This is a genomic window from Vibrio sp. OPT18 (genome assembly GCF_015163615.1).
Taxonomy (GTDB): domain Bacteria; phylum Pseudomonadota; class Gammaproteobacteria; order Enterobacterales; family Vibrionaceae; genus Vibrio; species Vibrio coralliirubri.
Genome location: NZ_JADDYK010000075.1, coordinates 43,570 through 65,296 on the forward strand (window position 1 = coordinate 43,570; position 21,727 = coordinate 65,296).

A 21,727-nucleotide genomic window follows, 5' to 3' on the forward strand; every position below is an offset into this window, starting at 1 on the left:
GTCAAAGTACTGGTCAAAAGGCTGCTGCAGTTTCAACCAAGGGTATGAGCCCAGAAGACAAAGCTCGTATCAAGAAAGAAAAAGATCGCAAAGCTCTTATCAAAAAGATGGGTATCAATCCATATAAAGAGTGGGAAGCGAACTACCAAATCCTACCTGGTAAAGAGAAAGTCGTCGCTGAATTGCAAAAACTGGCTGAGAACGCAGACCATGTTTATCTCGCAACCGATTTGGACCGCGAAGGAGAAGCTATCGCATGGCACCTTCGTGAGATCATCGGCGGCGATGAAACGCGATACAAGCGAGTGGTTTTTAACGAAATCACCAAGAATGCTATTCAACAAGCTTTCGAAACTCCAGGTGAGCTAAATATTGATGGCGTAAACGCACAACAAGCACGACGTTTTATGGACCGTGTTGTTGGCTTTATGGTGTCACCTCTGCTTTGGAAAAAAGTAGCACGAGGCCTGTCCGCTGGCCGTGTTCAATCAGTAGCGGTAAAACTACTGGTAGAGCGTGAGCGCGAGATCAACGCCTTTATCCCTGAAGAGTTCTGGGATGTGCATGCTGATACTAAAACAGCAGAGAAAACCGACTTTAGATTGCAAGTAGCGCAAAAAGACGGTGTTGCGTTTAAACCTGAAAATGAAGCGCAAACACAAGCTGCTGTTAGCGTTTTAGAAAAAGCGCAATACGAAGTATGTAAACGTGAAGACCGCCCAACAAAGAGTAAGCCGTCTGCACCTTACATCACGTCGACGCTGCAACAAGCGGCGAGTACGCGTCTTGGTTACGGCGTAAAGAAAACCATGATGCTGGCTCAACGCCTGTATGAAGCGGGTTACATCACTTATATGCGTACTGACTCAACCAACTTGAGCTCAGAAGCTGTAGAAGCCGCTCGTGAATACATTGGTTCTGAGTACGGCGCGCAATACCTTCCACCTAAAGCACTTGTATACGGCAGCAAAGAGGGCGCTCAAGAGGCCCACGAAGCGATTCGTCCTTCAAGTGTAGATGTTAAGTCGGAAGACCTAAACGGCGTAGACGCAGACGCACACAAGCTTTACTCGCTAATTTGGAATCAATTCGTAGCGTGTCAAATGACGCCAGCTCAATACGATTCAACGACCGTAAGCGTTAAAGCAGATGAGTACACGTTGAAAGCGAAAGGTCGTATCCTTAAATTTGATGGTTGGACTCGTGTTCAGCGTCCAATGGGTAAGAACGAAGATACGATCCTTCCAGCAGTACAGATCGGCGATAAGCTTGATCTGATCGCGTTAGACCCTAAACAGCACTTCACTAAGCCACCTGCTCGTTTCACTGAAGCGGCGCTAGTTAAAGAGCTTGAGAAGCGTGGTATTGGTCGTCCTTCAACATACGCATCTATCATTTCGACGATTCAAGATCGTGGTTATGTAAAAGTTGAACAGCGTCGTTTCTATGCAGAGAAGATGGGTGAAATTGTTACTGACCGTCTAGACGGCAGCTTCAATGACCTAATGAACTACGATTTCACTGCTCGTATGGAGCAGAAGTTGGACCAAATCGCAGAAGGCGAAGCAAGCTGGAAAGGCGTGCTAGATAATTTCTTCGAAGACTTTACTGGCGATTTGGAAAAAGCAGATTTAGACGAAGACGCTGGTGGCATGAAGCCAAATCATATCGTGGAAACCGATATTGAGTGTCCGACTTGTAGCCGTAAAATGGGTATTCGTACTGCTTCGACAGGCGTATTCCTTGGTTGTTCTGGTTATGCGCTTCCACCAAAAGAGCGTTGTAAGACAACAATCAACCTGGGCGATGAAGAAGGCATTATCAACGTGCTTGAAGAAGACGTTGAAACAGCAGCACTTCGAGCTAAAAAGCGTTGTCCTATTTGTGAAACGGCAATGGATGCTTATCTAATCGATGATAAGCGTAAGATGCACGTATGTGGTAACAACCCGAACTGTGAAGGTTATGTGGTTGAGCACGGCGAATTTAAAGTGAAAGGCTACGATGGTCCACTTGTTGAGTGTGACAAGTGTGGTTCTGACATGGTTCTGAAGAACGGTCGTTTTGGTAAATACATGGATTGTACCAATGACGATTGTAAGAACACTCGTAAGATTCTGAAAAATGGCGAAGTTGCGCCACCGAAAGAAGACCCGGTACATTTCCCTGAACTTCCATGTGAAAATTCAGACGCGTACTTTGTTCTTCGTGATGGTGCTTCTGGTCTATTTATGGCTGCGAGCAACTTCCCTAAATCACGTGAAACACGTGCACCATTAGTGGAAGAGTTGGTTCGTTTTAAAGACCGTATCTCACCTAAGTTCCAATACCTAGCATCAGCGCCAGTTGCTGACCCTGATGGTAAGCCGACAGTGGTTCGTTTTAGTCGTAAGACTAAAGAAAACTACGTTCGTACTGAAGTAGATGGAAAACCGTCCGGTTGGACTGCGTTGTACATCGACGGTAAGTGGGAAGTTACGGATAAGCGTAAAAAGCCTAAAGAGAAGTAACTGAACGTTATTGATGAAAAAGCAGCCTAATGGCTGCTTTTTTTTGATCTCAATATGACTAATTATGCAACTTGTTGACTTGGTGTTTCGTCGGCGGGAATTTATTAAATTCACACCGCGAAATTAATGGCGGTAATTAATTACATCTTCTTATGCAACTTTAACGAGAATGTAACTTAATTAAAATATTGTAACTCACAGATCAGCGTTTAGTTGTATACCTGATGTGTGTCGGGTGTTAATGTAATGTTTCGTCTAGACGGTGTAGTGTGAGCTGCTTTAAGTCTTAGGAAAGCAATCAGCTTACGTACCACAGAATGGCGTATTAAAAATTGAATTCGGCCGAAAAGTCGATAACGTATATAAAACCAAGTGCAAAGAATAGTGCACACATAACAACGTTTGGCTTAGGATATTGTCACTGTATGTGAATGGATATTCGCTAAATACCGAAATAAGTGTTGGTGCTCATCCCCCAGAGGAAGATACCTCTACGAGTACTAACATCGACAAGCTATAGATATATGGAGAATAAAATGGCTGGTGTATTGGGAATGATTCTTGCTGGTGGTGAAGGCTCTCGCTTAAGACCTTTAACTGAATCTCGCAGCAAACCCTCGGTTCCTTTCGGTGGTAGTTACCGCTTAATTGATTTCGCTTTGAACAACTTCGTTAATGCTGATCTAATGAAGATCTACGTATTAACACAATTTAAGTCACAGTCACTGTTCCATCATATGAAAAAAGGCTGGAATATCAGTGGTATAACAGACCGTTTTATCGACCCAATTCCTGCGCAAATGCGTAAAGGAAAGCGTTGGTATGAAGGCACAGCAGATGCTATCTACCAAAATATGGGCTTTATGGAGTTGGAAGAACCTGATCAAGTATGTATTTTTGGTTCAGACCATATCTATAAAATGGACATCAAACAGATGCTTGATTTCCATAAAGAGAAGAAAGCGGCTCTAACAGTATCAGCATTGCGCATGCCGCTTGCTGAAGCATCAGAATTCGGTGTTATTGAGGTTGATGCTGACGGCCGTATGATTGGCTTTGAAGAGAAACCTGCAAATCCGAAGTCAATCCCGGGCGATCCAGAATCAGCGCTCGTTTCAATGGGCAACTACGTGTTCGAAGCGAAAGAGCTTTTTGCTGAACTAACGGAAGATGCTGATAGAGAAGGTTCGACACACGATTTCGGCAAAGACATTATTCCAAACATGTTCCCACGTGGTGATGTGTTTGTTTATGATTTCAGCACCAACCGTATTACTGGTGAGAAAGAAGAAGTTTACTGGCGCGATGTAGGTACGATTGACGCGTACTGGCAAGCGCACATGGACCTTCTTAAGAAAGATGCGCCATTCTCGCTATACAACCGTAAATGGCCTCTACACACTTATTACCCGCCACTACCACCAGCTACGTTTACTGATTCGGCAAATGGTCGAATTCAGATTATTGATAGCCTTGTGTGTAGCGGTAGTTATGTACGTGGTTCGCGTATTGAAAAGAGTGTACTGGGCTTCCGCAGCAATATCGCATCAGCGTGTGATATCAGCGAAAGTATCTTACTCGGTGACGTAAAAGTGGGTGAAGGTTGTATCTTGCGCCGTGTTATCATTGATAAAGATGCAGACATCGCACCGGGTACACAGATTGGTGTAAATCTGACAGAAGACAAAAAGCATTACCACGTATCTGACGATGGTGTTGTAGTGATTTCTAAAGGAGCACGAGTTGGTTACTAAGACTCTCTCGGTACTTTTTGTAGCGTCTGAAGTTGAAGGCTTGATTAAAAGTGGTGGCTTGGCTGATGTAGCCAAGGCACTGCCGAAAGCGTTGCAAACACTCGAACAGGACGTTCGAGTGACTATCCCCGCATATAGAAACATTCCAAACATTGATTCAGCAGAAGTTATTTTATCGACTGAACTCGATCATTGGCCTCATACGGCTTATCAAGTTAAAAAGCTGAGCGTAGAAGGCGTTCCAGTTTTTGGTATTGAATGTGCCAAGTATTTCGACCGCCCGGAAATGTACGCAGAAAACAATCAAGCTTATGCTGATAACGGAGAGCGCTTCTCGTTCTTTAGTGCAGCCTGTCTTGATATGCTTCCTAAGCTTGGTTTTCAACCGGATATCATTCATGCAAATGACTGGCATACTGGTTTCGTTCCTTTCTTGCTTAAATCGCGTTATCAACAACACGATTTCTTTGAAAATACGCGCAGTGTTATCTCGATTCACAATGCGGTTTTCAAAGGTGTGTTCGCATACGATCAACTTCAATTCCTGCCAGAGATGCACAGTTACCATGCGCCTGAAGCTTCAGTGAGTGACACTCATGTCACTATGCTAAGAGCTGGCGTGATGTGCGCGGATAAAGTGAACGCAGTAAGTCCTACTTATGCAGAAGAGTTGAAAACGGAATTAGGTAGCCACGGTATGGCTGCAGAATTCCAACACAGATCAGCTGATTTGTTCGGCATTTTGAATGGGTGTGATTACGGGGCTTGGAATCCGGAAACTGATGCTTTCCTACCTCGTAAATACAAAGCGACCAAACACAGCATGGCTCGCGGAAAATCAGCTTGTAAGCAAAAACTGCAACAAGACGTAGGTTTACCCGTTGCCGATTGCGCGGTTTATGGCATGGTTTGTCGCTTGACGAATCAAAAAGGTGTTCATTACTTACTGCCGATCATCGAGCAGTTCTTGAAAAATGACCTTCAGATCGTGATTGTCGGTACTGGCGATCCTGTTTTGGCGAGTCAATTGAAAGAGCTATCAGCGCTTCACTCAGATAAGTTCTCGTTCGTGGAAGCGTACAATAATGAACTTGCGCACTTGGTTGAAGCAGGCTCTGATTTCTTCTTGATGCCTTCGGAATTTGAACCGTGTGGCTTAAACCAAATCTACAGCATGGCTTACGGTACTTTGCCGATTGTTCGTTCTGTGGGAGGTTTAAAAGACAGCGTGGATGATTACGATGAGGATCCTGAAGTCGCGACTGGGTTTGCTTTTGAAGAGCCAACACCGCAAGCGTTATTGGCTGTGTTACATCGTTCATTACTGCTTTACGCACAAAACCCATCTGAAATTAAGCGTGTTCAGCTTTATGCGATGCAGCAAGATTTTAGTTGGGAAGATGCGGCTAAAGAATACCTAGCTATGTACCATTCAGCATTTTAACTTGTTGACTTAGCTTTAAAATTAGCTGGCGAGCAACAACCGCTCGTAATAAATGAAGGCGCTCTAATTGTAGAGTGCCTTTTTGTTTCCTGGTCAGAGCACATCACGTTTACGAAGACAAAGCTTGCAAACTCATTTTAGTCAGGTAGAAAAGGTGAGGTAGGTATTCATATGACTAATGATAGGTTTGACACTATTATCACTTAAAGTTCTTAATTGCGTGATATCCTTAGTCATCGCCTCGTGATGAGGCATAGCTCCATTCCAATAATTAAAGCGATAGGTATGTCTGAGAGTTTACTATTTCATAAAACATTTACTCACCCTACGAGCGATGAGTGGGTTGTATTTGTGCATGGCGCAGGAGGCAGTTCCTCCATCTGGTTCAAGCAGATCAAAGCGTATAAACAGCATTTCAACTTACTTCTCATTGATCTGAGAGGGCACGGTAAATCAGACAATATACTTAAAGGGCTGATTTCGAATCGTTATACGTTCAAATCGGTGACGCTTGATATTCTTAAAGTGTTAGACCATCTTAAAATTCGTTCTGCACATTTCGTCGGCATGTCTTTGGGCACGATTATTGTGCGTAACGTTGCAGAGCTCGCGGCTGGCCGTGTACGTTCAATGGTACTGGGTGGCGCTGTCACCAAGCTAAACACTCGCTCTCAAGTGTTAATCAAGTTGGGTAACCTCAGCAAGCACATCATTCCTTACATGTGGTTATACAGCCTTTTTGCTTATGTTGTGATGCCACAAAAGAGTCAGAAAGAATCGCGTCACCTGTTTATCCGCGAAGCTAAAAAACTGTGCCAGAAAGAGTTTAAGCGCTGGTTTATCTTAACGGCTGATGTAAACCCATTGATGAAGTATTTCAAAGACAGAGAATTGCCGATCCCAACCCTTTATTTGATGGGCGAACGCGACTACATGTTTATTAAGCCTGTAAAAGAAATGGTCGCAGCGCATGAATCGAGCGAGCTAGTAGAGATTCCGAATTGTGGGCACGTATGTAACGTGGAAAACCCTGAAGAGTTTAATCAGCGTTCGATTGCGTTTATTCAAAAACAAATCCAATGATTTTCTAGGCGCGAAATCAAAGATGATGATTGAATCGAATTGAAATAAAAACGGGAAGCTAACTTTAGCTTCCCGTTTTTGTTTGGAGGAGGTATCTGACCGAATCGTTCTATCAGATCACTGAAACCTTGCTATTCAGGTGAGGCAGCACCGCACTGCCAGCAAGAGCCGAATTGAGCTTCGTTGACTTCATGACACTCACCACAACGCCACTCTTCATAGATGATCGAATCTTGCTGTTTTTGGTAGTCATTTACTAGCATGCGAGCTTTACTGGCCAATTCTGGCTCATATAACCATACGTAAGGGTCAGTTTCTTCAGTGAATGGGATTTCCCCCTTCAATCCGAATAACCCCTCCCCACGGACTTCACAGGCAATATTCTCGCTTTCTAATAATCCACAGATGATATGAGCTTCTGTCGGATTCGATGCACTGAAGATTTTCATTGAAATAGAACCTTATTCGGCTATCTGTGTTATTTAGCTATTATAAATTATTCAGCTATATACGTTATTCAGCCACGGGTGCTGAGCGAAACTTACCCATCAACCATTTAGCAACTATTGGGAATACCCCCAATAACGCAAATGACAATAGTACTGAAGGGGAGACGATGCCCGAAAGCGAATCAATTTCTGCGAGCTGAGTACCAGCATTCAAGAAAACCGCCGTCCCCGGTAACATCCCGATTTGACTCGTAATGTAGTAACGACTCACTGACATCGGTGTTAGACCCATCAATAGGTTGATAAGGAAAAATGGGAATACAGGAATCAGGCGCAGAGAAAACAGGTAAAATGCGCCGTCTTTTTCAACCCCCTTGTTAATCGTCGCCAATTTGTCACCAAATTTGGTTTGAATCCAGTCACGCAACAGGTAACGGCTACTTAAGAAGGCTAAGGTCGCACCGATCGCACTTGCGAAAGATACCAGCAGCAAGCTGTTCCAGAAGCCAAATAGCGCGGCCCCTAATAGGGTCACAACAGCGGCACCTGGAATGGAGAAAGCCGTAATCATTACATACGCGACAAAATAGATAGCGGCAGCCGCAATAAAGTTGCTGTCAATGTAGTCATTTAACACAGCTTGTTGGGCCTTAGCATTTTCAAGCGTTAAGTACTGGCCGAAATTGATACCTAACAACACGATGGTTACGACCAACACAATACCCAATATCATTTTCTTACTCATTGATACTTCCTCTAAATTTTCAATGCATACCGATAGTATAGATAGACAGGCAAAGCATAGATTAACTTTCACCAGTTAATAAAAAACTATTTATTCTAGACGATGGATCGGGGGCAAACAGCTAGCTTAATTGTTTAGTCTTATGTTGCCGACAAGTATTGGCGGAATAGAGGTGGAAAAAGATTCGTTGATTAGAAGGTTGTGACTCTCTGCTAGGGAGTTGTTTTGTATGCATTATTTTAATAGCGATAATTTGTACCACGTAAAAAGTAACAAAAATTTGAAAGAGTTTTGGTCTTGGCTCGTTCTATATACGTAACAATCGTGGCATGAAGATTGTTTTAGATAATTATTCAGGCAGACAACTAAGGAGCTAGCTATGAAATTATTATCAATGATTACGGTTATTGCTACAACGGGCCTATTCTCTTTCCAAGCCATGGGATCGGGCGTCTATCACCGTGCGGCAGTTGAGTCTAAAGTATTTAAAGGCGATGTAGTGGCGAGCCAATCACAGGCTTACGAATCTGGAAAAAAAATCTGGATGGATATAAACAGTAAGCGCTCATATGAATTGAGCAAAATCTTACCGCAAGCCTCTGAAAAAGTAGATGTACGCTCGTTTGAAATCAAAAACGGTACCATCAAAGTAAAAGAAATAATGGATTCCTCTGGAGAAATTAACTTCATTCCGATGGTTAAAGTGGATTACAAATACTATTACCGTCCATCTTTTTGATCACAGTGGTCCAGCTATACATAAGACTAGTTTTGTCGACATAAAAAAAGCCGCAGTAAATGCGGCTTAGTTATGTATATAGATTGCACTGACAATGTTAATTGACGCGATTGATAAGCTCTTCGCGACGCTGCTGCGGTATAACAGACCAATGTGTACCATTGATCGCGCCTTCTAGCGCCCAAAGTAGTTCAATACTGACAGAAGACGCATGCGATTCTTTGATGGCGTTAAATGCGTTTACAGAGCCAGATTCATATAAACGTTCTACAGAATCGATCCCTGCCTTTTTCAACATACGCTCGGTAGCGAGTCGAAGATTAGGCAGATCTTTGAGTCGGGTCGGCTTAGCAGAAGACTGCTCAGCTTTTTCTTCTTTAGCAAAACCTAGAGACGTGGTTGCAAGCTGCAAGATTTTCTCTTGGTCTTGCCAGAGGCCTTCAGGTAAAGCGAAATATTTAGTAACGACAGGGAAACCACGTTTTTTGTAGACGTACGGTTGAAACCCTTGTTGTTCGAATTGTTTCGTTGTGCCTTTGTCTGCGCGTATGTGCAGCTGGTCATTTACAACCAGAGCAAACATAGTGTCATCAGCAAAAAGACCGAAGCCACCAAACATTGAGCGTGATTTTATTTTTCCTAGGGACTCAAATAACTTCATCGAGTCCTTTAGTATCGGTTTATCCATGTTATTTATCTCGGTGTATTTGAACTACGCCACCAAATAAGCAGGTCCGAGAGATTAGCAAAATGTTGCAATTAAATTGTCAATAAGCCGTAAATTACTAAATTATTAGTAGTTACTGCATTTTGCCATCGGTAACCCCGCTACCATACCAACGAGTGGTTTAGGCCGGAAGCTTTGCGTCTCACTCTTTCGAGTGGTTTGCCCTGTGCGTGACTGATTGAATAGAATAAAGTTTTTGTTGAATGAAGCTCACAGTTGATATTTCAAAATGTGATATTGCTTCAATTAATGATCTTTCCATTGTGCATCTGGGTTCATTATAGTTGCTGATAAAAAAAGCGCACCTAAAGGTGCGCTTGATGAAATTAAACTCGAATTATCAATTAATTTAACGTTTTAACTGTACTTCGTTCAACAATTTCAGGGTGCATTTCGAAGACGCGTTTTTCGTGGTCTTTGTCTTTGATGCGCTCTAATAGAATTTCGAATGCATTCTTACCAACACGACGTTTTGGTTGGTGAACTGTCGTTAGCGGCGGAGAGAAGTATTCAGCCAGTTCGATGTTGTCGTAACCGATCACTGAGATATCTTCTGGAATGCGAATGCCTTTTTCTTGCAGGCGGCTCATTAGGCCGAGTGCCATTGTGTCGTTAAAGCAGAATACCGCCGTTGGACGATCTTCCATCTCAACGATTTGTTCTGCAGCAAGAACAGCCGTATCACACTCAAAGTTGCCTTCGATGATCATATTTTCATCAGCAGAAATCTTTGCTTCGTTGAGTGCGCGCTTGTAACCGGCAATACGTTCAACACATGCTGCTTTGTCTAAGTGGCCACTTAAACATGCAATCTTAGAGTGACCGCGTTCAATAAGGTATTTGGTCGCTAGGTAGCCACCTTCTTCAGAGTTATCGATGATCTTATCAGCTTGAGAGCTCTCAGGGCCCCAGTCCATGATAACTTTAGGGATGTCAGCGTGACGGTCTAACATCTCTCTTAGTTCTTCAGTTAGGTCAGAACACATAACTAAGATGCCATCTACACGTTTCTCTGCAAGCATTCGAATGTAGTCACGTTGCTTCTCATAGATACCGCCCGTATTACACAGGATCAAAGTGTAACCTTGACGGTAGCAGTAGCTCTCAACACCATCGATAACTTCAGAGAAGAATAGGTTAGTTGATTGAGTCACTAGCATGCCGATAGTGCGTGTTGTATTACATTTCAAGCTACGAGCAACAGCACTTGGTGCATAGTTCAGTTCATCTACGGCTTTGTTTACTTTTTCTTGAGTTGCTTCTGCTACAAAGCGAGTTTTGTTGATTACGTGAGAAACGGTTGTTGTTGATACGCCGGCTAAGCGAGCGACATCTTTTATAGTGGCCATGGTTTTATCCTATTAGAAGCTACTTTCCCAAAGTACGGAATAAAGTAGCCGTTAAGCTACCTAACTAAGAGCTTAAATTTGTAGGGCTCTTTGGGTACTAAAGTGCTAAAAAACAAAAAACCGCTATTGAGCGGCTTGTCTTAACACCGAAATGCTCTGAACTTTAATAAGCATAGCATTTCGTGAATGTTTCATATTTTATCGTTTGCGGTCACAATTTTAGACTGACTAGAAACTACTCGCAATAAAATTCACCCAGAAATCCGGGTGAATTGTCACATTCTACTGAATTTATTTACCTAGTCATCCAATAAGCTATTCACCAGCTAAATATTGAGTGTCTAATTGACAGAATGCGAGTAGCAAAGATGAGACACTAGCGTAGAAACCGAATTCATCAACGTCATGACATTTCACGTTGAACTTTGGTACCCAAGTCAGCAGTTGTTGTTCGATAAACTGCTGTTGAACGGCAAATGAATTCTCTAGCTCTTCTTCAATATCCGTTTCGTTTGAACGAATGATCAAGTTACCAAGGAAATCGAGTTCAATAGCAATGTGGTCTGCTGGCTCTTTTAGATCTTGGTTCACGACTAAGTTGTGTTTAGCCATGATCTCTTCCATATCTTTTGCTGGCTTATCATTCAAAAGGCCAGTTTCGCCGATATACATTGAAGCGTAAGGAAGAGCGCCGTGTTTATCTGTCTTTAAGAAAAGATCGCAAAAGTCTGCAGACAGTTCTAGTTGAGCATCTTCACGTGTTTGTAGGCGGTTCAGTGCATCCACTAACTTATCAATCGCTGGCTTTAGTGTTTCATTTTCGCCTAAACCAGTTAGGAAAGAACGAATTTCAACAGAGTGGTAGTGATCGAGTTCTTCTTGAGTGAGCTCTTTGGCGAATAAGCTTGATAGCCACCAGTATATTTCCGCTCTTTGCTCGTTGAACGCTTTCGTATCTTTCATTTGTTAGATCCTGATTTAGTCTTGTGATGTTACTTATATGCATCTTGAAGTCACTTGGGCATAAGCACACCAAGGCTGAATAACAAGGCTATTTGCGAAACGCAAAGTTACTCGTTAGTAGTAATGCCTATATTGAATTGCGATGGACGATAAATAGCAAGGTTTAAGATTGTCTTGTATCAAAAAAAATCCATGTTTCTGGCTTTTATCTTCTGTACCACTAGAATTGTTACTAGTTATGAATAGAATAGTCACTGAAACTATTAAATAAGAAAAGTGGTGTAGATGAGCTATCACGTATTAGTCGTAGAAGATGATGTGGTAACCCGCAGTAAACTGGTTGGATACTTCCAGAACGAGGGTTACACAGTGAGCGAAGCAGAAAGCGGCGCTCAAATGAGAAACGTGTTAGAAGAAAACAACGTTGACCTCATTATGCTGGACATCAACTTACCAGGCGAAGATGGATTGATGCTAACTCGCGAATTACGCAGTCAATCAGACATTGGAATTATTTTAGTTACTGGACGCACGGATAGCATCGACAAAATCGTTGGCCTTGAAATGGGCGCTGACGATTACGTTACTAAACCCTTCGAACTTCGCGAGTTATTAGTTCGAGTTAAAAACCTACTTTGGCGTATCTCTGCTGCTCGTAAAACAGCAGCGGGCGCAGTAGAAGAAACATCAGATGAGTCTGTGGTTCGTTTTGGTGAGTGGACATTTGATATTCCTCGTCGTGCGCTAAGCAAAAACGGCGAACCGGTGAAACTGACTAAAGCAGAATACGAACTGCTAGTGGCTTTGTCTTCTTACCCTAACCAAGTATTAAGCCGCGAACGTATTCTGAATATGATCAGCCACCGAGTAGACGCACCTAATGACCGTACCATCGACGTACTTATCCGTCGCATGCGTGCAAAAATGGAATTTGACCCGAAGAACCCGCAAATCTTTGTGACGGTTCACGGTGAAGGTTACATGTTCGCTGGTGATTGATTTCCTTCGGGAGTGATTAATCAACAACGACATTTAAACGTAAAAAGCCGAGACATCATTGATGTCTTGGCTTTTTTATTACTCAGCTTTTACTGGTAACGACCAGAGAATCTACAAATACTTGGCGACTCTGTATGCTTAAGATGAGTTTAAAGATTCAATGGGCTTACTGAGGCTGAGCCGCAGAAACTTTACCGTCATCTTCAATTAAGCTGGAAGCTTCTGGAATAACAGGCTCTTCAACAATGTCATTGCTTGTATCTAGCCAATCACGCAGGCTTTGCCAAACCAATCCCATGGTTTCGTGCCAGTAACGCTCAGTCTGCTCAAGGTAAAGAGCTTTTGGCATGTACTTGTTCCAAGGCTCAACAATACCTTCTTGTGCAAGGTAGTTAGTTGGTGCCGGCAGTGGTTTCATTCCAGCAGCATTGAATTCATTGAGTGCGCGAGTCATATGGCTCGCTGAAGTCACCAACACCATTCTTTTATTCTTAACGAACGCAGCGGCTTGGCGGGCTTCTTCCCAGGTGTCTTTTGCTGTTTCAAGCAGAATGATGTCGGGCTTTGCTACGCCAAGTGCCAATGCAACTTTAGCCATCATTCTTGCGTTACTTACTTCAGTGCCTGCGCCATAGCCAGACAAAATGAGTTTTGCACCAGGGTAAAGGCGTAGAATACGAATTCCTTCACTTAAACGCATCAGGCCGGTGCGGCTAAGTTCTGATGTCGGTGGAATTTGGTCGTCTACGACGTGACCACTTCCGAGAACCATCACGTAATCGACGGTTTCATCGACAGGTAAAAATGCGGTGTGTTGCCTTTCCATTGGCATTAAAAGTTGACTAGAAACTGGTTGGAAAGCGATTAGGAAAATACCACATAGGGCTGAAAGGGTGATTAGGCAACCCGTCTTCCTTTTGGTAGTAAACATCACTAGGGCTAAACCCAGAAAAGCGAGAATTAACATTGCTGGCAGTGGCATCAATAGCGAAGACACTACTTTTTTCAGCTCAAACATATCCGAATAGTCCGAAAAAACATCACTTAGTAGTAAAAAGAGACATCGCCTCTTTATTCCTGAAATTCCTGTGACAGAATAGCAGGCACGATAGGACATAATAACTCAAGTAGCCGTGACTGAAGACCGTAATTTCGACGATATTGCCCACAAATTTGCAAAAAATATTTACGGCTCTGACAAAGGAGAGATCCGTCAGATCATCGTATGGGAAGATTTAGAACAAGCTTTGAGCAAATTTGAGCAATCAGCTTCGCCACTGCATGTGCTTGATGCTGGAGGCGGCCTTGCGCAGATGTCGCAAAAAATTGCGTCGCTTGGGCATAACGTTTCTCTGTGTGATCTATCTTCTGAAATGCTGAAGCTCGCAGAAGAAAGTATCAGCGAAGCGGGTTTGCTAGAGCAATATCAATTTATTCATTCACCAGTACAAAAAGTCGCAGAACATCTCGATGAGAAAGTCGATTTTGTGATGTTTCATGCCGTAATGGAATGGTTGGCCGATCCTAAAGAGGCACTTGATTTATTGCTTGAACAAGTTAAACCGGGTGGCGTTGCCTCGATAATGTTTTACAACCACCACGGATTAGTCCTGAAAAATGTGATTTGTGGCAACATTCCTCATGTATTGAATGGGATGCCACATCGAAAACGGTTTAAGCTGCAACCACAAAAAGGCTTGAAGCCGGAAGAGGTTTATCAATGGATAGAAGACGCTGGTCTAGAAATCTGTGGTAAATCAGGCATTCGCTCTTTCAGTGACTACATAGGTAATATGGAGTACATGGGCGATTACCAATTTGAAGATGTATTGGAACTGGAAAAACAGCTATGTCGCCAAGAGCCATATCTGTCACTAGGCCGTTATATTCACGTTTGGGCTCAAAAACCTGCGCAATAACAGCGGTGAATGTGGTAAAAGAAGCCACAACATGCGCTATGCAATCGTAAGAAGCCCGCGTCATAAAGAAATAGGCGTCATATCTAATACATTCGATATGACGAAGAACAGTAACAGGAACCACAATGAGTGAAATGACTCAAACTGCCGAAGAGCAGCCAATTGATGAGTTGGTGGGCTGGGTCAAGCAGCATGATTTTTCATTAAACTTGCCACCAGAGCGCTTAGCATTTTTGATTGCTATCGCAGTACTAAGCAATGAAAGGTTCGATGAAGAGTTGGGCGAAGGTGAACTGCACGATGCATTTACCATCGTCACTCGACTGTTTGAAGATACTGGCGAAGCGTCCGCGTTTCGTGCCAACAATGCCATCAACGAGTTAGTTAAACAGAAGTTGATTAGCCGCTTTACCAGCGAAATCACTGATGGTGCGAGTATTTATCGCTTATCACCATTGGCGATTGGTATTTCAGATTATTATTTACGCCACCGTCAGTTCTCTAAGTTGAAACTGTCTATCCAGCTTTCTATGGTTGCGGACGAGATGGCAAAAGCCATTGAAGCAGCCCAAAAAGGCGGAACTCCAGGGCATTGGAGAAAGAATGTTTACGGCGTGCTCAAGTATTCTGTTGGTGAAATTTTCGATCAGATTGATCTTAACCAACGTGTTATGGATGAGCAGCAGCAAACCGTTAAGCAGCAAATTGCCGACCTTTTAAACAAGGATTGGCGAGAGGCGATTAACAACTGTGAAACCTTGCTTTCAGAAACCTCGTCCACACTAAAAGAATTGCAAGACACCTTGCAAGCGGCGGGTGATGAACTGCAAACACAGATCCTCGATATTCAAGAAATTGTTTACGGTGACGATGAACTCGAGTTCGTTGGCGAAACCCTGTTCGGCTTGCAGATGAAGCTAGACCGAATCACCAGTTGGGGCCAACAAGCCATCGATTTATGGATCGGCTACGACCGCCATGTTCACAAGTTTATTCGTACCGCGATTGATATGGATAAAAACCGTGCCTTTAGCCAGCGCTTGCGTCAGTCAGTCACCGACTACTTTGATGCGCCTTGGTTATTGACCTACGCCGATGCTGAGAAGCTGACGGATCTTCGTGATGAAGCGCTTGTGCTTCGTGATGACGAAGTGATGGGACAAGCACCAATCGACGTAGAGTACGAAGAGTTTGAGCAAGTGAATGACCTGCTTTCAGATCGAATTGCAGAGATGTTAAAAGCTCACAAACAGCAAGGCGCGCCAATTGATCTTGGCCTTGTGTTACGCGATTACCTCGCTGCACACCCTCGCACACACCATTTTGATTTAGCCAGAATTGTTGTCGACCAAGCCGTGCGCTTAGGTTACTCAGAGTCTGACTATCAGGCTATTCAGCCAGATTGGCAGGCAATCAACGATTTTGGTGCAAAGGTACAAGCAAATGTCATTAACAAGTACTGATGATTACATGCCAGAGAAACTGGTAAAAGCGATAGCGAACCCACTGTTCCCTGCGCTAGATAGCATGCTGCGTTCAGGTAAGCATGTTTCAACAGAAGATCTAGATAACCACGCGTTGCTGTCTGATTTTGAAGTTGAGCTTCAGCATTTCTATCAACGCTACAATACGGAGCTGGTAAAAGCGCCGGAAGGTTTCTTTTACTTGCGTCCGCGTTCTACGTCTCTGATTGGTCGAAGTGTGTTGTCTGAGCTCGACATGCTGGTTGGCAAGGTGTTGTGTTTCTTATACCTAAGCCCAGAACGTCTTGCTCATGAAGGTATCTTCACCAACCAAGAACTGTTTGATGAGTTGATGTCGTTAGCGGATGAGAAAAAACTCATGAAACTAGCAACCAACCGTGCGTCTGGTTCTGATTTAGATAAAGAAAAGCTCTTCGAAAAAGTACGTACTTCTCTGCGTCGTTTACGCCGTATCGGTATGTTGATTGCGATTGGCGAGACGGGCAAGTTCCGTATCAGCGAAGCGGTATTCCGTTTTGGCGCCGACGTTCGTGTTGGTGACGACATGAAAGAAGCGCAATTGCGTCTTATCCGTGATGGTGAAGCTGTGGTGCATACCCAAGAGCCTAACCAAGGTAGCTTGTTGAATGAAGAACAAGCGGAAGCTACATCAGAAGTAGATGCAGACGTAGACGAAAACGGTCAACAAGACATTTTTAACGATCAAGCTGACTTTGACCTTGAGTCAAATGCTGGCGAACAAACAAAAGTAGAAGGTGAAGCATGATTGAAAGAGGTAAGTATCAATCATTAACCATGGTCAACTGGAACGGCTTCTTTGCGCGTACTTTTGATATTGATGGATTGGTTACAACGCTTTCTGGCGGTAACGGTGCGGGTAAGTCGACCACAATGGCGGCATTCATCACAGCACTGATCCCTGACCAAAGCCTTCTGCATTTCCGTAACACAACGGAAGCGGGTAGCTCACAGTCATCTCGTGATAAAGGCCTTTACGGTAAGCTTCAGCCAGGCGCATGTTATGCCGCACTAGATGTTGTGAACTCTCGTAATCAGCGTCTATTGTTTGCCGTAAAACTGCAGCAAGTTGCGGGTCGTGATAAGAAAGTCGACATCAAACCGTTTGTTATCCAAGGCCTTCCAAGCCATGTGAAACCAACGGATGTGTTGATTCAGAACGTTTCAGATAGCCACGCTCGCGTATGTCAGTTGAACGACGTGAAAGCGGCGGTTGCACAATACGAAGGCGCGCATTTTAAGGCCTTCTCTTCGATTGTTGATTACCACTCGCAAATGTTTGAATACGGCGTGGTACCGAAGAAACTGCGTAACAGCAGCGACCGTTCTAAGTTCTACCGTTTGATTGAAGCATCATTATACGGTGGTATTTCTAGTGCGATTACGCGTTCTCTGCGTGATTACCTTCTACCGCAAAATGGTGGCGTGAAGAAAGCATTCCAAGACATGGAATCAGCACTACGCGAAAACCGTATGACGCTAGAAGCGATCAAGACGACTCAGTCGGATCGTGACTTGTTCAAGCACTTGATCACTGAATCTACCAACTACGTGGCTGCGGACTACATGCGCCATGCCAACGATCGTCGTAACAAGCTTGATCAAACCATGAAGTTCCGTGGTGAACTGTTTGGCTCTCGTGAAACCTTGCTTGATCAAAACAATTTGTTGAATCGCGTTCAAGAAGAACTAGAACTACTTGTCGATCAAGAATCGGCACTAGAGCAAGATTACCAAGCGGCTTCGGATCATCTTCAGTTAGTTCAAACTGCACTTCGTCAGCAAGAGAAAATTGCTCGCTACAGCGAAGATCTAGAAGAGCTGAATGAGCGTTTAGAAGAGCAGATGATGGTGGTTGAAGAAGCTCAAGAGCGAGTACTTCTTGCTGAAGAGCAGGCAACCATTACTGAAGAAGAAGTGGATAGCCTGAAAACTCAGCTTGCTGATTACCAACAAGCATTGGATGTTCAGCAGACTCGTGCACTTCAATACCAGCAGGCGGTTCAAGCATTAGAGAAAACTAAGCAGTTGCTTGGTGATGAATCTATTACGGCAGAAAGCGCATTAACTCTGGTTTCTGAGCTAAAAGCACAAGAAGAATCAAGCACTCAAACGCTACTGTCTACTAAACATAAACTCGACATGTCTTCTGCTGCTTCTGCGCAGTTCGACAAAGCGCTCGCTCTTGTTAAAAGTATTGTTGGTGACGTGGAGCGTAAAGAAGCGTCTAGCAGCGCTAAGCAAGCTTTAGAAAAAGGCCGTAACGCAAAACACGTTGTTGAAAATGAACAGCAGTGGCGTGCTCAGCACCGCGATATGGCTCGTGATGTGGCTCAGCAGCGTCAAGCAAAAGAGCTTGCGACTGAATACCAAAAACAACACAACATTTCACTGACTGACGAAGCGGTTTTCGATGAAGAACGTGAACGTCACGCTATGCAGATCGAGTCTCTTGAGTACGCTCAAGAAGAGCTGCGTGAAGCGAAGAGTGAGCAACGTCGTGTACAACAAAACCACGACCAAGAGATTCAAAAACTTGAGTCTATTGCTCCAGCGTGGATCACGGCAAACGATGCGCTTGAAGCATTAAGAGATCAAACCGAAGCTGAGCTAGAAGATAGCCAAGCGGTGATGACTCAAATGCAGCAAGTGCTTGAAGATGAGAAATCGCAAGCGGTAGCAAAAGATCAGTTGGCTGCGCGCCGAGCTGAACTTGAGCAAGAGATTGAGCGTTTAGCTTCTCCAGGTGGCTCTAACGACCCTCGCCTGAAAGGCCTAGCGGATACGCTTGGTGGCGTGCTGCTTTCTGAGATCTACGATGACATTACGATTGGCGATGCGCCGTACTTCAGTGCGATGTACGGTCCAGCTCGTCACGCAATTGTGGTTTCTGATCTTGATGGTATTAAAGAGAAGCTGGTGGATCTTGATGATTGTCCAGAAGACCTTTACATCCTAGAAGGCGATGTAGACGCATTTGATGACAGCTCGTTCAATGCCGATGAGCTTGAAGGTGCGGTGTGTGTTCAGCTGAACGATCGCCAAATGCGTTACTCACGTTTCCCTGAGATCCCACTGTTTGGCCGTGCGGCTCGTGAACAACGCCTTGAGAAATTGCGCGAAGAGCGTGACGTTGTGGTTGAAAACCACGCGAAGGCAGCGTTTGACTCTCAAAAACTGAATCGCCTATACCAAGCATTCAACAGCTTTGTTGCAAAGCACCTGCACGTTGCGTTTAACGCAGACCCAGAGCAAGCACTTGCTGCGATTCGTGATAAGCGTAATCAAATTGTTCGTTCTCTGGCTGAGCTTAACTCTAAAGAGCAGCAGCAACGCAGTCAGCTTCTACAAAGCAAGCAGGCACTCGGTGCGCTAGATAAATTAGCACCAATGGTTCGTATTTTAGAAGACGAAACATTGGCTGAGCGCTTAGCTGAATTAGAAGCGCAACTAGAGCGTTTAAGTGAAGCTAAGTCTTATTTGAATACTCACGGTAAAGCGCTTACTTCTCTAGAGCAAATCGTATCTGCACTAGACGCTGACCCAGAGCAGTTCGAAGCTTTGGAAGCCGAATATCGTCAAGCTGATAACGCGCTACAAACGCTAAAAGGCAAAGTGTTCGCACTGTCTGATTTGATTGAGCGTCGTCACTACTTTGCTTACGCGGACTCTGTTGATTTGCTTAATAAGAGCAGTGAACTGAGCGAGCAACTGAAAGCGAAATTGGTTCAAGCTGAACAAGCAAGAACTAAAGGCCGCGATGGCTTGAAGCAAGCTCGTGAACAGATGAACCAATACAACCAAGTATTGGCGGCACTGAAGAGCTCACATCAAGCGAAGCAAGAAACGGTTCAAGAGTTCAAACAAGAGCTACAAGAGTTCGGCGTAAACGCTGACGAAGGCGCTGAAGAGCGTGCTGTACGTCGTCGTGACGAGCTTCAAGAGCGTCTGCACACATCTCGCAGCCGTAAGAGCGAATACGAGCGTACGATTACGTCAACAGAACTTGAGATGAAAGCCCTAGCTAAGCGTCTTAAGAAAGTTCAGAAAGAGTACACAGAACTTCGTACCTTCGTTGTTGCAGCAAAAGCTGGCTGGTGCTCAGTACTTCGCTTAGCTCGTGAAAATGATGTTGAACGTCGTTTGCACAAGCGTGAACTGGCTTACCTAACGGCGGGCGAGCTTCGCTCTATGTCGGATAAATCACTGGGTGCGCTACGTCTGGCTGTGGCTGACAATGACGACCTACGTGATTCGCTGCGTCTATCTGAAGATAACGCACATCCAGAGCGTAAGGTTCTGTTCTACATTGCTGTTTATCAACACCTTCGCGAGCGTATTCGCCAAGACATCATTCATACGGATGATCCGGTTGAAGCAATCGAAGAGATGGAAGTTGAGCTAGCTCGACTAACAGAAGAACTGACGCAGCGTGAAAACCGCTTGGCGATCAGCTCTGAGTCGGTAGCAAGCATCATCAAGAAAACGATTCAGCGCGAGCAGAACCGTATTCGAATGCTGAACCAAGGTCTGTCTAACATCTACTTTGGTCAGGTTAAGGGCGTACGTCTGAACGTTAAGATTCGTGAAAGTCACGAGATCTTGCTATCAGGTCTAGCGACTCAGCAAGAGCAGCACAAAGACTTGTTTGAATCAACGCGCTTTACCTTCTCAGAAGCGATGGCGAAGTTGTTCCAACGTGTGAACCCGCATATCGACATGGGTCAACGTTCTCCGCAAGTTCTGGGTGAAGAGCTACTTGATTACCGTAACTACCTAGAGCTAAGTGTTGAAGTTAACCGTGGTTCAGACGGTTGGTTACAAGCAGAGTCTGGCGCACTGTCTACGGGTGAAGCGATCGGTACCGGTCAGTCTATCCTACTGATGGTTGTTCAAAGCTGGGAAGAGGAATCTCGTCGACTTCGTAGTAAAGACATTGTCCCATGTCGTTTGTTGTTCCTTGATGAAGCCGCACGTCTGGATGCGAAATCTATCTCTACCTTGTTCGAACTGTGTGACCGTTTAGGTATGCAACTTCTGATTGCAGCACCAGAGAACATTAGCCCAGAGAAAGGCACAACCTACAAACTGGTTCGTAAGGTCTTTAAAGACCACGAACACGTACATGTTGTTGGCCTGCGAGGTTTTGCTCAAAACAAACCGGCATCCCCAGTTCAAGAGCTTATCGAAGAAACTGAGCAATAACCTTGATAGCCGAGTTAGAGCCTTGATAGCTGAGCTATAACCTTGACAGCGCAGCTATAAGCTCGAAAGCGACTCAATAAATTTATTCAAAGCCCCTAATCAGTAGGGGCTTTTTTGTACCTTGAATCTAATTCCTTATTTCTTACTTCTACAGCAGAACCCCTCCCGCTTAATCCTTTCTTCGATACTCATAAGACCACTCATACCTTATGGTTATTATCAATGGAACTTGTTTGAGGTCACACGCACAAAACCACAAATAATGTATGGTAATGACATAGATTTAATAATATTAATAATATTGTATTACTTAAATTTTAATTATTGATAACTCGCGTG

General features: G+C 44.1%; 16 protein-coding genes and 1 riboswitch. Of the genes, 10 read left to right on the forward strand and 6 right to left on the reverse strand.

Features of this window, described 5'->3' with window-relative positions:
- From topA to IQQ51_RS19705, 4 genes are all read left to right on the forward strand, one after another.
- The coding region (gene topA / locus IQQ51_RS19690) for a type I DNA topoisomerase (RefSeq protein WP_228013045.1) at positions 1 to 2,510 on the forward strand (2,510 nt) is incomplete at its 5' end.
- 524 nt (positions 2,511 to 3,034) lie between these two features.
- Entirely contained in the window at positions 3,035 to 4,264 is a 1,230-nt protein-coding gene (gene glgC / locus IQQ51_RS19695; RefSeq protein ID WP_080582251.1) for a glucose-1-phosphate adenylyltransferase, read from the forward strand.
- Positions 4,254 to 5,708: a glycogen synthase GlgA gene (gene glgA, locus IQQ51_RS19700; protein WP_193841895.1), complete on the forward strand. Its 1,455-nt coding sequence runs from the start codon at positions 4,254 to 4,256 to the stop codon at positions 5,706 to 5,708. The genes glgC and glgA overlap by 11 nt, the downstream gene beginning before the upstream one ends.
- Before the next feature lie 285 nt (positions 5,709 to 5,993).
- A complete protein-coding gene (locus IQQ51_RS19705; RefSeq protein WP_017062100.1) occupies positions 5,994 to 6,791 on the forward strand; it encodes an alpha/beta fold hydrolase in 798 nt (265 codons plus the stop codon).
- A gap of 131 nt (positions 6,792 to 6,922) precedes the next feature.
- Here the strand turns inward: IQQ51_RS19705 and IQQ51_RS19710 are convergent, their stop codons facing one another.
- Entirely contained in the window at positions 6,923 to 7,240 is a 318-nt protein-coding gene (locus IQQ51_RS19710) for a DUF2007 domain-containing protein (RefSeq protein WP_017062099.1), read from the reverse strand.
- Positions 7,241 to 7,304: 64 nt separating this feature from the next.
- Complete coding sequence (locus IQQ51_RS19715) at positions 7,305 to 7,985, reverse strand: TVP38/TMEM64 family protein (RefSeq protein ID WP_193841896.1); 681 nt, start codon at positions 7,983 to 7,985, stop codon at positions 7,305 to 7,307.
- A 379-nt stretch (positions 7,986 to 8,364) separates the two neighbouring features.
- Between IQQ51_RS19715 and IQQ51_RS19720 the strand changes: the two genes are divergently transcribed.
- A complete protein-coding gene (locus IQQ51_RS19720; RefSeq protein WP_017067843.1) occupies positions 8,365 to 8,724 on the forward strand; it encodes a DUF3316 domain-containing protein in 360 nt (119 codons plus the stop codon).
- A 97-nt stretch (positions 8,725 to 8,821) separates the two neighbouring features.
- Here the strand turns inward: IQQ51_RS19720 and IQQ51_RS19725 are convergent, their stop codons facing one another.
- The 3 genes from IQQ51_RS19725 to torD all read right to left on the reverse strand — a co-directional run bounded on the left by IQQ51_RS19725 (position 8,822) and on the right by torD (position 11,763).
- On the reverse strand, positions 8,822 to 9,412 hold the full coding sequence (locus IQQ51_RS19725; protein WP_019820997.1) for a TfoX/Sxy family DNA transformation protein: 591 nt from the start codon (positions 9,410 to 9,412) through the stop codon (positions 8,822 to 8,824).
- Positions 9,413 to 9,539: 127 nt separating this feature from the next.
- Positions 9,540 to 9,625: riboswitch (cyclic di-GMP riboswitch) on the reverse strand.
- A 170-nt stretch (positions 9,626 to 9,795) separates the two neighbouring features.
- A complete protein-coding gene (purR, locus tag IQQ51_RS19730; protein WP_017062096.1) occupies positions 9,796 to 10,800 on the reverse strand; it encodes an HTH-type transcriptional repressor PurR in 1,005 nt (334 codons plus the stop codon).
- Positions 10,801 to 11,115: 315 nt separating this feature from the next.
- Positions 11,116 to 11,763, reverse strand: coding sequence for a molecular chaperone TorD (gene torD / locus IQQ51_RS19735; protein ID WP_019820999.1), 648 nt, complete (start codon positions 11,761 to 11,763; stop codon positions 11,116 to 11,118).
- 285 nt (positions 11,764 to 12,048) lie between these two features.
- On the opposite strand from torD, the gene torR reads away from it, so the two are divergent.
- Positions 12,049 to 12,762, forward strand: a complete 714-nt coding sequence (torR, locus tag IQQ51_RS19740; protein WP_017067841.1) for a two-component system response regulator TorR — start codon at positions 12,049 to 12,051, stop codon at positions 12,760 to 12,762.
- Between the two features lie 166 nt (positions 12,763 to 12,928).
- Here the strand turns inward: torR and elyC are convergent, their stop codons facing one another.
- The gene (elyC, locus tag IQQ51_RS19745; protein WP_050651523.1) at positions 12,929 to 13,780 is read right to left on the reverse strand and encodes an envelope biogenesis factor ElyC; all 852 of its coding nucleotides are present in this window, start codon (positions 13,778 to 13,780) and stop codon (positions 12,929 to 12,931) included.
- 115 nt (positions 13,781 to 13,895) lie between these two features.
- Here elyC and cmoM point away from each other — a divergent pair, with 115 nt between their 5' ends.
- From cmoM to mukB, 4 genes are all read left to right on the forward strand, one after another.
- Entirely contained in the window at positions 13,896 to 14,681 is a 786-nt protein-coding gene (gene cmoM, locus IQQ51_RS19750; RefSeq protein ID WP_050651522.1) for a tRNA uridine 5-oxyacetic acid(34) methyltransferase CmoM, read from the forward strand.
- A 125-nt stretch (positions 14,682 to 14,806) separates the two neighbouring features.
- Positions 14,807 to 16,144, forward strand: a complete 1,338-nt coding sequence (mukF, locus tag IQQ51_RS19755) for a chromosome partition protein MukF (protein WP_017055049.1) — start codon at positions 14,807 to 14,809, stop codon at positions 16,142 to 16,144.
- Complete coding sequence (mukE, locus tag IQQ51_RS19760; RefSeq protein ID WP_019821010.1) at positions 16,125 to 16,931, forward strand: chromosome partition protein MukE; 807 nt, start codon at positions 16,125 to 16,127, stop codon at positions 16,929 to 16,931. The genes mukF and mukE overlap by 20 nt, the downstream gene beginning before the upstream one ends.
- The gene (mukB, locus tag IQQ51_RS19765) at positions 16,928 to 21,388 is read left to right on the forward strand and encodes a chromosome partition protein MukB (RefSeq protein WP_193841897.1); all 4,461 of its coding nucleotides are present in this window, start codon (positions 16,928 to 16,930) and stop codon (positions 21,386 to 21,388) included. Before mukE ends, mukB begins: the two co-directional genes overlap by 4 nt.
- Positions 21,389 to 21,727 lie beyond the last annotated feature (339 nt).

Excerpts from the sequence above, each read along its gene's own strand:
- glgC (WP_080582251.1), top strand. The coding sequence starts at position 3,035 with ATGGAGAATAAAATGGCTGGTGTATTGGGAATGATTCTTGCTGGTGGT.
- IQQ51_RS19705 (WP_017062100.1), top strand. The coding sequence starts at position 5,994 with ATGTCTGAGAGTTTACTATTTCATAAAACATTTACTCACCCTACGAGC.
- IQQ51_RS19710 (WP_017062099.1), bottom strand. The coding sequence starts at position 7,240 with ATGAAAATCTTCAGTGCATCGAATCCGACAGAAGCTCATATCATCTGT.
- IQQ51_RS19715 (WP_193841896.1), bottom strand. The coding sequence starts at position 7,985 with ATGAGTAAGAAAATGATATTGGGTATTGTGTTGGTCGTAACCATCGTG.
- IQQ51_RS19720 (WP_017067843.1), top strand. The coding sequence starts at position 8,365 with ATGAAATTATTATCAATGATTACGGTTATTGCTACAACGGGCCTATTC.
- IQQ51_RS19725 (WP_019820997.1), bottom strand. The coding sequence starts at position 9,412 with ATGGATAAACCGATACTAAAGGACTCGATGAAGTTATTTGAGTCCCTA.
- purR (WP_017062096.1), bottom strand. The coding sequence starts at position 10,800 with ATGGCCACTATAAAAGATGTCGCTCGCTTAGCCGGCGTATCAACAACA.
- torD (WP_019820999.1), bottom strand. The coding sequence starts at position 11,763 with ATGAAAGATACGAAAGCGTTCAACGAGCAAAGAGCGGAAATATACTGG.
- torR (WP_017067841.1), top strand. The coding sequence starts at position 12,049 with ATGAGCTATCACGTATTAGTCGTAGAAGATGATGTGGTAACCCGCAGT.
- elyC (WP_050651523.1), bottom strand. The coding sequence starts at position 13,780 with ATGTTTGAGCTGAAAAAAGTAGTGTCTTCGCTATTGATGCCACTGCCA.
- mukF (WP_017055049.1), top strand. The coding sequence starts at position 14,807 with ATGAGTGAAATGACTCAAACTGCCGAAGAGCAGCCAATTGATGAGTTG.
- mukE (WP_019821010.1), top strand. The coding sequence starts at position 16,125 with ATGTCATTAACAAGTACTGATGATTACATGCCAGAGAAACTGGTAAAA.
- mukB (WP_193841897.1), top strand. The coding sequence starts at position 16,928 with ATGATTGAAAGAGGTAAGTATCAATCATTAACCATGGTCAACTGGAAC.